This window comes from Mycobacterium alsense, assembly GCF_002086635.1.
Classification (GTDB): domain Bacteria; phylum Actinomycetota; class Actinomycetes; order Mycobacteriales; family Mycobacteriaceae; genus Mycobacterium; species Mycobacterium alsense.
In genome coordinates this window covers 22,193-35,856 of sequence record NZ_MVHD01000002.1, presented here as the reverse complement: position 1 = coordinate 35,856, position 13,664 = coordinate 22,193, and the positions used below count along the sequence as shown (strand labels likewise).

General features: G+C 68.2%; 12 protein-coding genes. 5 read left to right on the top strand and 7 right to left on the bottom strand.

The window, feature by feature from the left end:
* Positions 1 to 12 precede the first annotated feature (12 nt).
* From BST11_RS01565 to BST11_RS01545, 5 genes are all read right to left on the bottom strand, one after another.
* A complete protein-coding gene (locus BST11_RS01565; RefSeq protein ID WP_083136272.1) occupies positions 13 to 1,683 on the bottom strand; it encodes a PE family protein in 1,671 nt (556 codons plus the stop codon).
* Positions 1,684 to 1,969: 286 nt separating this feature from the next.
* Positions 1,970 to 3,667, bottom strand: coding sequence for a PE family protein (locus BST11_RS01560; RefSeq protein ID WP_083136271.1), 1,698 nt, complete (start codon positions 3,665 to 3,667; stop codon positions 1,970 to 1,972).
* Between the two features lie 143 nt (positions 3,668 to 3,810).
* Positions 3,811 to 5,466, bottom strand: coding sequence for a PE family protein (locus BST11_RS01555; protein WP_083136270.1), 1,656 nt, complete (start codon positions 5,464 to 5,466; stop codon positions 3,811 to 3,813).
* A 110-nt stretch (positions 5,467 to 5,576) separates the two neighbouring features.
* The gene (locus tag BST11_RS01550) at positions 5,577 to 6,401 is read right to left on the bottom strand and encodes a tyrosine-protein phosphatase (RefSeq protein WP_083136269.1); all 825 of its coding nucleotides are present in this window, start codon (positions 6,399 to 6,401) and stop codon (positions 5,577 to 5,579) included.
* Positions 6,394 to 7,614 (bottom strand): acyl-CoA dehydrogenase family protein, encoded by a 1,221-nt coding sequence (locus BST11_RS01545; RefSeq protein ID WP_169834866.1) that lies wholly within the window; start codon positions 7,612 to 7,614, stop codon positions 6,394 to 6,396. The genes BST11_RS01550 and BST11_RS01545 overlap by 8 nt, the downstream gene beginning before the upstream one ends.
* A gap of 109 nt (positions 7,615 to 7,723) precedes the next feature.
* Between BST11_RS01545 and BST11_RS01540 the strand changes: the two genes are divergently transcribed.
* The 4 genes from BST11_RS01540 (at position 7,724) to BST11_RS01525 (ending at position 11,108) form a co-directional block, all read left to right on the top strand.
* Positions 7,724 to 8,185 carry a nuclear transport factor 2 family protein gene (locus tag BST11_RS01540; RefSeq protein WP_083136267.1) on the top strand — a complete coding sequence of 154 codons (462 nt, stop codon included), beginning with the start codon at positions 7,724 to 7,726 and terminating at the stop codon, positions 8,183 to 8,185.
* Between the two features lie 62 nt (positions 8,186 to 8,247).
* Positions 8,248 to 9,354 carry a Re/Si-specific NAD(P)(+) transhydrogenase subunit alpha gene (locus BST11_RS01535; protein WP_083136266.1) on the top strand — a complete coding sequence of 369 codons (1,107 nt, stop codon included), beginning with the start codon at positions 8,248 to 8,250 and terminating at the stop codon, positions 9,352 to 9,354.
* 3 nt (positions 9,355 to 9,357) lie between these two features.
* On the top strand, positions 9,358 to 9,687 hold the full coding sequence (locus tag BST11_RS01530; protein WP_067326796.1) for an NAD(P) transhydrogenase subunit alpha part 2: 330 nt from the start codon (positions 9,358 to 9,360) through the stop codon (positions 9,685 to 9,687).
* Positions 9,684 to 11,108 (top strand): NAD(P)(+) transhydrogenase (Re/Si-specific) subunit beta, encoded by a 1,425-nt coding sequence (locus BST11_RS01525; protein WP_083136265.1) that lies wholly within the window; start codon positions 9,684 to 9,686, stop codon positions 11,106 to 11,108. Before BST11_RS01530 ends, BST11_RS01525 begins: the two co-directional genes overlap by 4 nt.
* Before the next feature lie 6 nt (positions 11,109 to 11,114).
* Here BST11_RS01525 and BST11_RS26970 read toward each other — a convergent pair whose 3' ends face one another.
* On the bottom strand, positions 11,115 to 11,240 hold the full coding sequence (locus BST11_RS26970) for a hypothetical protein (protein ID WP_120313732.1): 126 nt from the start codon (positions 11,238 to 11,240) through the stop codon (positions 11,115 to 11,117).
* Between the two features lie 142 nt (positions 11,241 to 11,382).
* Here BST11_RS26970 and BST11_RS01520 point away from each other — a divergent pair, with 142 nt between their 5' ends.
* A complete protein-coding gene (locus tag BST11_RS01520; RefSeq protein ID WP_083136264.1) occupies positions 11,383 to 12,015 on the top strand; it encodes a TetR/AcrR family transcriptional regulator in 633 nt (210 codons plus the stop codon).
* Positions 12,016 to 12,034: 19 nt separating this feature from the next.
* Here BST11_RS01520 and BST11_RS01515 read toward each other — a convergent pair whose 3' ends face one another.
* On the bottom strand, positions 12,035 to 13,543 hold the full coding sequence (locus BST11_RS01515) for a PE family protein (RefSeq protein WP_083136263.1): 1,509 nt from the start codon (positions 13,541 to 13,543) through the stop codon (positions 12,035 to 12,037).
* Positions 13,544 to 13,664: the final 121 nt, after the last annotated feature.

The following is a 13,664-nucleotide window of genomic DNA, read 5'->3' as shown; positions in this document are numbered from 1 at the left end:
TGGGGCCCGTCGTCAGCCGCCCAGCTGACCGCCGAACATCATCACGACCGCGTTCACGAGGACGATCAGTTCCCACCCGCCCGCCAGCGACAGCAGCGCCGTGTCGGCGGCGATCGGGTAACCGACCGCGTTGACGAGCCCCATCGGATCGCCCTGGGCGGCTTGGGAAATGCCATCCGCGAACAGGTTGAGGTCATAGGACGGCATGGAGGTCAGGACGGCGTTCGCGATGTCGGCCGTCGGAAGCAGCGTCGAGTAACTCGTGGAAAGGGTGTTCGCGATGGTGCCGGCGACGGAGGAATTGGCCGTCTGCAGGCCCTCGATGAGCCCCTCGACCGAGAACCCGGGCATGCCCGGCGGGCCGCCGGGCCCGGGCGCGACCAACGCGCTCAAGGCGTTCGAGATGTCCAACGGTGAAAGGCTGGGCGGCGACGGGAGGCCGCCGGCAGCGAGATCGGCCCCGGCGGTGGCGAATCCCTGTGGGATCCCGGCGATCAAGTCGCTCAGCACGGTGCCCGGGCTGACCGACGGGAACAGCCCGAATGGGGTGGGCACGTTCGCCGGCGACGTCGAATAGCCGTGGGCGGGGTCGCCGTAGCCCAGGTTCACCAGCACCTTCAGGTCCGGTTGGATCAGGTCGGCGATCGGGTTGCCGACGAGGGGCAGCGCCCGCAGTGGTTCCAGGATCGGCAGGTTCTTGGTGGGAATCAGGTGATAGGTGGTCTGGGTGGGCCCCTGCGTCGGCAGGGTGATCGCCGACGCGAGTTGCGTCGCTGTGAGATCGGGGTAGGTGTCGTGCAGAAAGACGATGCCGGCCAGGGCGTTGAGGTCGGACAGGACGTTGATCGGGTAGCGCGGGAAGTCGGCGTAGCCGTCGTACTCGACGGTGAAAACGTCGGTGGGGAAGGAATTGGACGGGGTCGCGCCGTAGGCCGTGATACCCAGACTCGGCAGGGTCAGGCCGGCGAAACGCGAGAGCAGCCCGCCGTTGGGATTCATCGGATCGCCAAGCAGCGTAAACGATATCGGCAGGGAACTCGGCACGCCCGCGGGGTCGAGCCTTGCCATCTCCAGCGACGCGACCACGGCGCTTTGCGACAAACCCAAGACCGTCACGGGATTGCCGGCGGCCAGCTGTTGCTGGATCGCGTTGTCCAGGGCCGCGACCCCTCGCGCCACCGACACGTCCAGCGTCAGGTCCTTGGGACCGAACAACGGGTACAGACCCTCGGGCGTGAACAGCGCCTGCACGGTCGGGTCCGAAAGCCTCGGCACGATGTATTTCGCGAGGACGTTGCTCACGTAGGCCGGATCCGGTATCGGGCTGCCACTGCCGCCCATGATCACGGCGGTGGTGGTGGCCGCCGCCGATGCGCGCGTCGTCATCGCGGTCAGCGCGGCGGCGTTGGCGGATTCGGCCTGCGCGTACGCGTTCCCGGCGCCGGCCAGAGCCCGGGCGAAGCGGTCATGGAAGGACGCCGCCTGGTTGACGAGCGCCCGGAACTCCTCGGCGTACGCGCCGAAGAGGGCGGCCGCGGCGGCCGAGACCTCGTCGGCGCCCGCCGCCGCCACATCGCTGATGAGGCCCGACGCGGCCGCATTGGCATCCCTGATCGTCGAACCTATTCCCGCGACGTCCGTGGCCGCCGCGGCCATCAGCTCGGGCTGGGTGATCACATGCATCGACCGTTCGTCCCTTGAGACGAGAACTACCTAAAGTCGTTGTTGGACAGGTGATCCGGCGCCCGAAAGCCGGCGTCCGTCAGAGTAAGGCGTTACGGTCCCGGCCGAGGGAAATTCGCCCTAAAAACTCGCGGGCATTGGCGAATATCGGCGTTTTCGAATGCGGGCTCCGGGAGGCGCCGATGAAAACGCTTCCGCGGCGGCGCTATCCGCCGGACTCCGGGTCGCCGCACGACCCCGCCGGCGCCGGCGAACCGGGACCCCGCGTGTCCGTGTGCCAGGCCGATTACTGGGGCCCGGGGCTCGGCACCCCGAGGAAGATCGCCTCACCGGCGTTCACCAGCGTGATGACCTCGAATCCTCCCGCGAGCGTGACCAGCCCGATGTTGGCCGCGATGGGCCGCCCGAACGCGTCCATCAGCCCGCCCACGACGTTCCCGTTGATGGCTTCGTTGATGCCGTCGAGGAACAGGTTGACGTCGTAGGACGGGAGGCTGATCGCGATGGCGGTCGCGATGTCCGCGGTCGGCAGCAGCGTCGCGTACGCGGTCGAGACATCGGCCGTGAAGGTGCCGACGACGTTCGTGTTCGCGGACTGGATGGCCTGGATGATCCCGCTGGGCGTGGCCGGAATCGCCGCCGACGGCAGCAGCGCCAGCTGGGCCATGCCCGACGACGCGGCTCCCGGAAGCGAGGCGCCGAGCATCGACATGTCGGCGGCGAAGTCGCTGATCCCCTGCTGGGTGCCGCTCACCAACAGCGGACCCAGGGCCTGGGTCGCGCTGAGCGGCGGCAGGAACCCGAACGGCGTTTGGATGTCGGCCGGGCTGGTCGACCAGCCGTAGTTGGGGTCGCCGTAGCCCCAGTTCACGAGGGCCTTCAGGTCCGGCTGGATGAGGTCCGCGAGCGGGTTGCCGATGAGCGGGAGCGCCCGCAGCGGCGTCAGCAGTGGCAGGTTCTGGGTGGGAATCATGTTGTATGTCGTCATGTTCGGTGCTCCCGATTCCCCGAGGGTGACGGCGGTGTCGAGCGTCGCCTGGGTCAGGTGCGGGTAGGTGCCGTGAATGAAGACGATGCCCGCCAGCGCGTTGAGGTCGGCGAGGAAATTGATCGGGTAGCGCGGGAAGTCGGCGAACCCGTCGTATTCGAGCGTCCAAATGGTGGTCGGGAAGTCGTTGCTGGGCGTCGAGGTGCCGAAGGTGACGCCCAGGCTCGGCAGGCTCAGGCCGGGGAAGCGGGCCAGCAGCCCGCCGTTGGGGTTGGCCGGGTTCCCGAGCAGGGTGAAGTCCAGCTGCGACGGGGTGTAGCCCTGGGCGACGAGTTGCGGCATCGCCAGCGAGGCGACGATCGAACTCTGCGAGTAGCCCAGGATGGCGGCGGTCTGACCGGTGCCGGGTGCGATGTGCTGGTTGATGATGTTGTTCAGAGCGGTGACGCCGCGGGCCAAGGAGATGTCCAGCGTCAGGTCCTTGACTCCGGTGAACGGGTACAGACCCTCGGCCGTAGTCACGCCGACGCGGACAGAGCTCGTGAAATTCTGCAAGTAGAGGCTGGAGACGTTGTTGATGTAGGTCTGTGAGGGGTTGGCGGTGCCGCTGCCCGTCATGATCAAAATGGCGTCGACCGGCGTGGCTACCGCCTGCTGCACCGCCGTGAACGGCACGCCGGATGAGGCCCCGCCGGTGAGCCCGAGCGTGGCGGCGATCTGGGTTTCGGCCTGCGCGTAGGCGTTCCCGGCGGCGGCCAGCGCCGCGGTGAACTCGTTGTGGAACGCGGTCGCCTGCTGGAGCATCGCCTGGTATTGCTGGCCGAACGCGCCGAAGAACTGCGCGGTGATGGCCGACACCTCGTCTTCGGCCGCGACCGCGAGACTCGTGGTGGAACCGGCCGCGGCCGCCCTGGCCTCCTCGATCACCGAACCGATCGAGGAAGCATTTTGTGCGGCCGCCGCCAGGATCTCGGGCTGCGCAACCAAGGTCGTCATCGACTCATCCCTTCCGGACACAGGGGCAATCGCATCGGTCCCGGCGGCGCCGCCGCCGATAAGCAGCTAGCTTAGGAGCGCTAAGCCGTTAGTGTGGCGTTTTGCGTCGTTGTATTGGCGTGTCCCGAGATCACCCGCGCGCGTTAGGGAATGAGGCTCTGGATGTCCTTGATGTTTGACGACAACGCCGAGAGGAGTACGAGGCCCTCGACCCCGCCCGCCACCGTCGCCAACCCCACGTCGGCCGCGATCGGATATCCGATCGCGTTGACGAGGTTGCCCTGCGCGAGCTGGCTCACGAACAGTTGCGCGTCGTAGAGGGGCAGGTCGGTGGCGAGGGACAGTCCGATGTCGGCCGTCGGCAGCAGCACACCGTAATCGGTCGAGACGATCGAATTGAAGGCGTTGACGACCTTTTGCGGCGACGGCAGGTTGGCCAGCGTCGCCGCCACGTTCGGCGCGGCCGGCGCGGCGAACTGCGGCACGGCGGCGGCGGGCTGCGCCGCGATCTGCTGCAGGTCGAACGAGAAGTCGTGGACACCCTGCTGGGTGCCGGCGGCCAGGGCGTTGAAGACGGTGCCGGGGTTGACGTCCGGGAACAGCCCGAACGGCGTCGGCACGTCGGCGTAGCTCGTCGAGTACCCGAGCGTCGGGTCGGGGCCGTAGCCGAGATTCACGATGACCCTCAGGTCCGGCTGCACCAGGTCGGCCAGCGGGTTTCCGATCACCGGTATTGCCCGAAGCGGTTGCAGGAGGGGCAGATTCTGCGTGGGGATCACGTAGTAGCTGGTGTTGCCGGTGTAGCCCGGGGACGTCGGCAGTTGGATGGCGGCGTCGACCTGGCTCGGCGTGAGATCCAGGTACGTGGTGTGCACGAAGACGATGCCGGCGACCGCGTTGAGGTCCGAGATGAAGTTGATTGGGTAGCGGGGGAAGTCGGCGAAGCCGTCGTATTCCAGCGTGTAGTTGGCGACGTGGTAGGGCGTGTTCGCGTTCATCGCGGGGTAGAAATCCAGCCCCAGCGCGGTCAGGTTGAGGTTCGGGAAACGCGCCAGCAGCCCGCCGTTGGGGTTTACCTCGTTGCCGGTCAGCACGAAGTTGAGCTGGTTGACGTCGGGCGGGTTCGCGCCGAAGAGGGACGTGCCGGCGGCCAGGTTCTGCATCTCCAGCGACGAGATGATGGCGCTCTGGGAAATGCCGAAAACCGTTACCGTCTGGCCCTGCACATGGATCGCTTCGTATAGCGCGTTGTCGAGAATGGTCACGCCCTGGGCGACCGAGGCGTTCAGCGTCAAGCTCCGGACACCGGTGATCGGGTACAGCTGCTCGGGGGTGAACAGCTTCGCCAGGGCGCCGGCCGAGCGGACGTACAGGCTGTTCGCGTTGGCGACGAACGTATTCGACGGTATCGGTACCCCGGTCCCGCCGATGAAGTACGTCAGGGCATTCGCCGTGAACGGGGGAATCGTCGCCGCCGGGGTGGGCGCACCCGTCGCTCCCGCTCCCAGGGTGGTGGCGATGGCGGCCTCGGTTTCGGCATAGGCCAATCCGGCGGAGGCCAGCGCCTGATGAAACTCATTGTGGAAAGCCTGGAACTGCGCGACGACGGCCTGGTAGTCCTTGGCGACCATGCCGAACACGTCCGCGATGGCCGCCGACACCTCGTCACCGGCCGCCGCCGCCAGATTTGATGTGGGGGCCGCCGCGGCCGCGGCGGCGGCACTGAATGCCGAACCGATCCCATCGATTTGCGCGGCGACCGAGGCCATCAACTGGGGCTCGGCGATCACGTAGGCCATCGGGCCCGTCCTTTCCCGACCGAAGGCGTCCTGCGTCCGTCAGCGTAAGAGGACCGCGCCGTCCTGTCCGGCGAATGCGTCAAGCGGTTGGCCGCAGCCGGATTCGCCCGTCAGCCGAGCAGTTCGGTGCGCAGTCGGTCGAGTTCGGCCTCGCCGATCCCGGCGTCACCGAGATAGCCGCGGAGCGAACCGAATTCGTCGTCGATCGTCTGACGCGCGGCGGCCAGATATTCGGGACGCACGCCAAGCACGCCATCCGACAGCCGGGCCTCGGTGAAGGTGACCACCTCCGGGGTCAGCTCGGTATCCCCGCGCTGCTGGATCATCTCGTAGATGTGCGACCGGAGCTGGGGGACGGCGTCGTTGCTGCGGAGGAAGTCGGCGACGATGGCGTCGCGGTCGATGCCGACGGCCTCGAGCACCGTCGCCACCACGAATCCGGTCCGGTCCTTGCCGGCGAAGCAGTGCGTGAGCACCGGCCGCCCGGCGGCCAACAGCGTTACGACCTGGCGCAGCGCCCGCTGCGCCCCGTTGCGCGTCGGGAATTGGCGGTATTCGTCGGTCATGAAGCGGACGGCGGTCTCGTGCACCGACTCTTCGGAGCCGTCCGATTCACCACGCAGCAGTCGCTGGAACGCCTCTTCGTGTGGCGCCGCGGCCTCGGCCTCCTTTTCGGACAAGTCGGGGACCGGCAGCAGGTGGATCTCCACGCCATCGGGCACCAGCCCCGGACCGCGCCGGGCGACCTCCCGTGCCGCGCGCAGGTCGGCGACGTCGGTGATGCCCAGCCGGCGCAGGACGGCACGGCCGTCGTCGTCGAGGCGGCTCAGCTCGCTGGAACGGAACAGCCGGCCGGGGCGCAGCGCCGTCGCGCCGTCGGCGACGTCGCGGAAGTTCCACGCGCCCGGCAGTTCCCGGACGGCGGCCTCAGCCATGCGAGGTGACCGCCGCGGCGAGCGCCGATTGTTCGCGGCCGATCTCGGCGCGCGCGATCGACCGCATGTGCACCTCGTCGGGCCCGTCGAAGATCCGCATGGCGCGATGCCAGGCGTACAGCCGGGCCAGCGCCGTGTCCTCGCTGACCCCGGCGGCGCCGTGCACCTGGATCGCCCGGTCGATCACATCGCAGGCGACCTGCGGGGCCACCGCCTTGATCTGCGAGACCAGCAGATGGGCGGCCTTGTTGCCGTGCTGGTCGATGGTCCACGCCGCCTTCTCGCACAACAGCCTGGCTTGGTCTATCGCGTTGCGGGACTGCGCGATTGCCTGCTGCACCAGGCCCTGATCGGCCAGCGGACGGCCGAACGCCACGCGGTTGCGCGCGCGGTCGACCATCAGGGCCAGCGCGCGTTCGGCGCCGCCCAGGGCGCGCATGCAGTGGTGGATGCGGCCCGGCCCCAGCCGCGCCTGGGCGATCGCGAAGCCGCCGCCCTCCTCGCCGAGCAGGTTGGTGGTCGGCACGCGGACGTTGTCGTAGACGATCTCGCAGTGCCCGGGCTGGTCCTGGTATCCGAAGACCGTCGTCGAGCGGACCACCGTCACACCCGGCGTGTCGATGGGCACCAGGACCATCGACTGCTGCTGGTGGCTGGCGGCCTCGGGGTTGGTGCGGCCCATCACGATGAGGACCTTGCAGCGCGGGTCGGCCGCGCCGGAGGTCCACCACTTGCGGCCGTTGATGACGTAGTCGGCGCCGTCGCGCACGATGGAGGTCTCGATGTTGCGGGCGTCGCTGCTGGCGACCGCCGGCTCGGTCATCGAGAAGGCGCTGCGGATCTCCCCGGCCAGCAACGGCTCGAGCCACCGTTTGCGCTGCTCGTCGGTGGCGAACAGGTGCAGGGTTTCCATGTTGCCGGTGTCGGGCGCCGCGCAGTTGAGCGCCTCGGGCGCGATCTCGAGGCTCCACCCGGTCAGCTCGGCCAGCGGTGCGTAATCCAGGTTGGTCAACCCGGACTCGGCCGGCAGGAAAAGGTTCCACAGGCCCTGCTGCTTGGCCCTGGTCTTCAGGTCCTCGATGACCGGCGGAACGGTGTGGTCGTCCGGGCCGGCCTCGTGACGGTATTTGTCGTATTCGGCCTCGGCCGGGAAGACGTACTCGATCATGAAGTCGGACAGTCGCTTGTGGTAGTCGCTGGCTTTGGCCGACATCGCGAAGTCCATGACCGCCACGATATCTTCCGCCGCGAACAGACACAGAATCGCACTCGGAGGCGCGGAATCGTGCGATTCTGTGTCTGCTCGCGGTAGACAGGGCGGCATGACCGAAAGCCGCCCGCCCTTGCCGCCGTTCACCCTCGAGACCGCCACGCAGAAGGTCCAGGCGGCCGAGGACGCCTGGAACACCCGCGACCCCGAACGCGTCAGCCTGGCCTACACGCCCGACTCGCAGTGGCGAAACCGCGACGAATACCTCGTGGGCCGGGACGCGATCGTCGCCTTTTTGACCCGCAAGTGGGAGCGCGAGCTCGACTACGCGCTGCGCAAGTCCCTGTGGGACTTCCACGACAACCGGATCGCCGTGCGCTTCCAGTACGAGTGCCACGACCACGCCGGCCAGTGGTACCGCAGCTACGGCAACGAGCTGTGGGAATTCAGCGCGTCGGGCTTGATGGCGCGCCGCGAGGCGAGCATCAACGACGTGCCGATCGACGAGTCGGAGCGCCGCTACTTCGGGCCCCGGCCCGCTGCTGAGCACGGGCACGACATTGCCCTCTGGTGACGCCGGATAGGGTGGCTTCGGCAATCGGCCGCACATAAATAAGGAAAGTGGATGTACGCGCCATGACAGATGCGCAGACGGGGCTCGTTTCGGTGGGCGTGGTCGCCGAGTCGGGGAGCGGCGAGCGGCGCGTCGCGCTGGTACCCAAGGCGGTCGCATCGCTGGTCAGCGGCGGGGTGGCGGTCGTCGTCGAGGCCGGCGCGGGCGAAGGGGCCCTGCTCCCCGACGAGCTCTACACCGAGGCCGGGGCCCACATCGGCGACGCCTGGGCCGCCGATGTGGTCGTCAAGGTCGCGCCGCCGGCGGCCGAGGAGGTCGGCCGGTTGCGCGACGGCCAGACGCTGATCGGCTTCCTGGCGCCCCGCAGCCCCGACAACTCGATCGACGCCCTGAAGCGGGCCGGGGTGCAGGCGTTCGCGCTCGAGGCCATTCCGCGGATCTCGCGGGCGCAGGCCATGGACGCGTTGTCGTCGCAAGCCAACGTCGCCGGGTACAAGGCCGTGCTGCTGGCGGCCTCGGAGTCCACCCGGTTTTTCCCGATGCTCACCACCGCGGCCGGCACGGTGAAGCCGGCCACCGTGCTGGTGCTCGGCGTCGGGGTGGCCGGGCTGCAGGCGCTGGCCACCGCCAAGCGCCTGGGGGCGCGCACCACCGGCTACGACGTGCGCCCGGAGGTGGCCGACCAGGTCCGTTCGGTGGGGGCGCAGTGGTTGTCGCTCGGCGAAAAGGAGGTGGCCGCGGCGGGGGAGGGCGGCTACGCCCGCGAGCTCACCGACGAGGAGCGCGCCCAGCAACAGAAGGCGCTGGAGGACGCCATCAGCGGGTTCGACGTGGTGATCACCACCGCGCTGGTGCCGGGCAAGCCCGCCCCGCGGCTGGTGACCGCCGCCGCGGTGGAGGCGATGAAACCCGGCAGCGTGGTGGTGGACCTGGCCGGCGAGGCCGGCGGCAACTGCGAACTCACCGAACCGGGCCAGACGGTGGTCCGCCACGACGTCACCATCGCCGCGCCGCTGAACCTGCCGGCGACGATGCCCGAGCACGCCAGCGAGCTCTACAGCAAGAACATCACCGCACTGCTGGACCTGCTGATCAAGGACGGCAAGCTGGCCCCCGACTTCGACGACGAAGTCATCGCCGAATCCTGCGTCACCCGCGAAAAGGATTGATAGATGTACGACGAACTGTTGGCCAACCTCGCGATCCTGGTGCTGTCCGGGTTCGTCGGGTTCGCGGTGATCTCCAAGGTGCCCAACACGCTGCACACGCCGCTGATGTCGGGCACCAACGCCATCCACGGCATCGTGGTGCTCGGCGCGCTGGTGGTGTTCGGCGAGGTCGAGCACCCGTCGCTGGCGGTGCAGATCATCCTGTTCGTGGCGGTGGTGTTCGGCACGCTGAACGTCATCGGCGGCTTCATCGTCACCGACCGGATGCTGGGCATGTTCAAGGGCAAAAAGCCTGCGCCCCAGGCTAAGTCGGAGGAGCCGGCGGCCAAATGAACTACTTGGTGATCGGCCTCTACATCGTCGCGTTCGCGATGTTCATCTACGGGTTGATGGGCCTGACCGGCCCGAAGACCGCGGTGCGCGGCAACCTGATCGCCGCGGTGGGCATGGCCATCGCCGTGGCCGCGACCCTGGTCAAGATCCGCCACACCGACCAATGGGTGCTGATCGTCGCCGGCCTGGTCGTCGGCGTCGTGCTCGGTGTCCCCCCGGCGCGATTCACCAAGATGACCGCCATGCCGCAGCTGGTGGCCTTCTTCAACGGAGTCGGCGGCGGGACCGTCGCGCTCATCGCGCTGTCGGAATTCATTGAGACGACCGGCTTTTCGGCCTTCCAGCACGGCGAGTCGCCGACCGTGCACGTCGTGGTGGCGTCGTTGTTCGCCGCGATCATCGGATCCATCTCCTTCTGGGGTTCGATCATCGCGTTCGGCAAGTTGCAGGAGATCATCTCCGGGTCGCCGATCGGCTTCGGCAGGGCGCAGCAGCCGATCAACCTGCTGCTGCTGGCGGGCGCCGTGGCGGCCGCGGTCGTCATCGGCCTGCACGCGCAGCCCGGCAGCGGGGGCGCGTCACTGTGGTGGATGATCGGCCTGCTCGCGGCGGCGGGGGTGCTGGGGCTGATGGTCGTGCTGCCCATCGGCGGCGCCGACATGCCGGTGGTGATCTCGCTGCTGAACGCCATGACCGGGTTGTCGGCCGCGGCGGCCGGTCTGGCGCTCAACAACACCGCCATGATCGTCGCGGGCATGATCGTCGGCGCGTCCGGCTCGATCCTGACCAACCTGATGGCCAAGGCGATGAACCGCTCCATCCCGGCGATCGTCGCCGGCGGCTTCGGCGGCGGCGGGGTGGCGCCCAGCGGCGATGGCGGCGGCGACAAGCACGTCAAGGCCACCTCGGCCGCCGACGCCGCGATCCAGATGGCCTACGCCAACCAGGTGATCGTGGTCCCGGGCTACGGCCTGGCGGTCGCGCAGGCCCAGCACGCCGTCAAGGACATGGCGTCGCTGCTGGAAGAAAAGGGTGTCGCGGTCAAGTACGCGATTCACCCGGTGGCCGGCCGCATGCCCGGCCACATGAACGTGCTGCTGGCCGAGGCCGAGGTCGACTACGACGCCATGAAGGACATGGACGACATCAACGACGAGTTCGCCCGCACCGACGTCGCGATCGTCATCGGCGCCAACGACGTCACCAACCCGGCGGCGCGCAACGAGGCGTCCAGCCCCATCTACGGCATGCCGATTTTGAACGTGGACAAGGCGAAGTCGGTGATCGTGCTCAAGCGGTCGATGAACTCGGGGTTCGCGGGCATCGACAACCCGCTGTTCTACGCCGACGGAACCACCATGCTGTTCGGCGACGCGAAGAAATCGGTGACCGAGGTCGCCGAGGAGTTGAAAGCCCTGTAGCGCCGCTTAGACCGGCGGATATGCCGGCGGCGGGTAGCCGTTGCCGTCGACCACGCCGCGCAGACCCCACGGCACGTACCGGAAGAAGAACTCGATCTCGTCGCTCACGTCATAGTCCGGACTCGGATCCATGTCCCCACCTCTCGACTCGCGACCAGTTCGACACATCATCCTAGTCGCAGACGTGCCGCGGCGACAGGGCCGCGGTGGCCTTAGACTGTCCAACCAGTTGATTGGCCGACAGCGACGACGCAGACGATAGAGGGCGCACGACATGCCATCCGAGAACGGGGTGACCCGCCGCGAGGAGTTGCTGGCCGTTGCCACCAAGCTGTTCGCCGCGCGCGGCTATCACGGCACCCGGATGGACGACGTCGCCGACGTGATCGGGCTGAACAAGGCAACCGTCTACCACTACTACGCCAGCAAGTCGCTGATCCTGTTCGACATCTACCGCCAGGCCGCCGAGGGCACGCTGGCCGCCGTGCACGACGACCCGTCCTGGACCGCCCGCGAAGCGCTCTACCAGTACACCGTCCGCCTGCTCACCGGGATCGCGAGCGACCCCGAGCGGGCCGCGGTGTATTTCCAGGAGGCGCCCTACATCACCGAATGGTTCACCGCCGAGCAGGTCGCCGAGGTCCGCGAGAAGGAAACCCAGGTCTACCAGCACGTGCACGGGCTCATCGACCGCGGAATCGCCAGCGGCGAGTTCTACCCGTGCGACTCGCACGTGCTGGCGCTCGGCTACATCGGGATGACGCTCGGCAGCTACCGGTGGCTGCGGCCGAGCGGGCGGCGCACCGCCAAGGAGATCGCCGCCGAATTCAGCACCGCGCTGCTGCGGGGGCTGATCCGCGACGACTCGATCCGGCAGAACTCGCCCCTCGGGCCCGAGCGGCGATAGGCCGGAAACGGGGCCCGAATCAGGGGAAGACCGGCGCCGGGATGAGGTGCAGCACGCTTCCCGCGGACCCGCTGAGTAGCGACAGCAGCGTCACGCTCGACTGTCCCAGCGAGATGTTCAGGCCGGGGTTGATCGACGGGACCCACGGGTAGGTGTCGGGGAACAAGTCCGGCGACACCAGCCCGGCCTCCACCCCGATCTCGACCGCCGCGCCGTAGGGCCCCTGCACGGCGCCCAGGGCGAGGTAGGGGATGACCGTGAACGGGTTGGGTATGGAGAACAGGCCGGCCGGCGTCGGGATGTTCGCGTAGTTGCCGGTGGGCCCGTAGTCGGCGTAGCCCAGGTCGACGAGCACCCGCAGGTCGGGCTGGAAGATGTCGGCGATCGGGGGACCCGCATAGGGAATGGCGCGGATCGGCTCCAGCAGCGGCAGGTTCTGCGTCATGAACATGTAGTAATTGGTGCCGGTGTAGCCGGGCGACGTCGGCAAGTGCACGGCGCTGCTGACCTGGGTGGCGGTCATCAGCGGATAGGTGTTGTGCACGAAGAAGTAGCCCATGAACGCGTTGAGGTCGGACACCAGATTGAGCGGGTACTGGGGCAGGTCGGCGATGCCGTCGTATTGCGCCGTGTAGATCGATGTCGGGTACGGCGAGTTCGGCGGGGTGGCGCCGTTGAAGTACACGTCCAGGAACGGGATGTAGAAACCGGGAAAGCGCGACAGGATGCCGCCGACAGGGTTGTTGGGGTTGCCCACCAGCACAAAGGACAGCTGGTCCGAATGGGGCGAGCCCGCCGCCATCAGCGCGTTGATCTCGTTGGTGGCGATCGTTGCGCTCTGCGAATAGCCGAAAACGACGGCGTGGTTGGGGTTGCCCATGCCGGCGAGAAGCGAGTTGAGTTTGGCATCCAGCAGGCCCACGCCCTGGGCGACGGACTGGCCGAACGTCAGGTTGCCGAGCCCGGGGGTCACCGGCCAGAACTGCTCGGGCGTGAACAGGGGCTGGATGGCGCTAGCGTTCTTGATGTAGGCATTGACGACGTTTTGCACGTAGATGGGGTCGGGCTCGGGGTTGTTGGTGCCGCCCATGATCAACGCGACCACGGGGTCCCCGGCCGCGGCCAATCGCACCGTCGAGATCAGCGAGCTGCCGCCGGTGGACGCGCCGCCGGTGACCGGCGACTGCCCCAGCAGCGCCCGGATCGGCGCGGTGATCTCGTTCGAGACCCCGGAGACCAGGGCCGTGTTGGCGGCCTCGGCCTGCGCGTAGGTGCCCGCCGCCGCGGTCAGGGCCCTGGTGAATTCGGCGTGAAAGGCCTCGGCCTGCGACAGGACCGCTTGGTACTCCCGGCCATACGCGGCGAACAGATCCGCGATCGCCGCCGAGACCTCGTCCTGCGCCGCCGCCACCATGCCGGTGGTCTGCCCGGCGGCGCTGGCGCCGGCGGTGTTGATTGCCGAACCGATCCCCTGCACGTCCGCGGCCGTCGCCGCCAACGTCTCCGGGACAGTGATCAAACCCGTCATCTCCCCGTCCTCCCCGACAGGCCCCCTGCCCGGGCAGTTACCCGCGACCGTGGGTATTAGGTATTGACCGAGACTAAAACGGCGCCGCGGCGGCGTCCGGCGTTTCGCCCAAGTTGGCCCC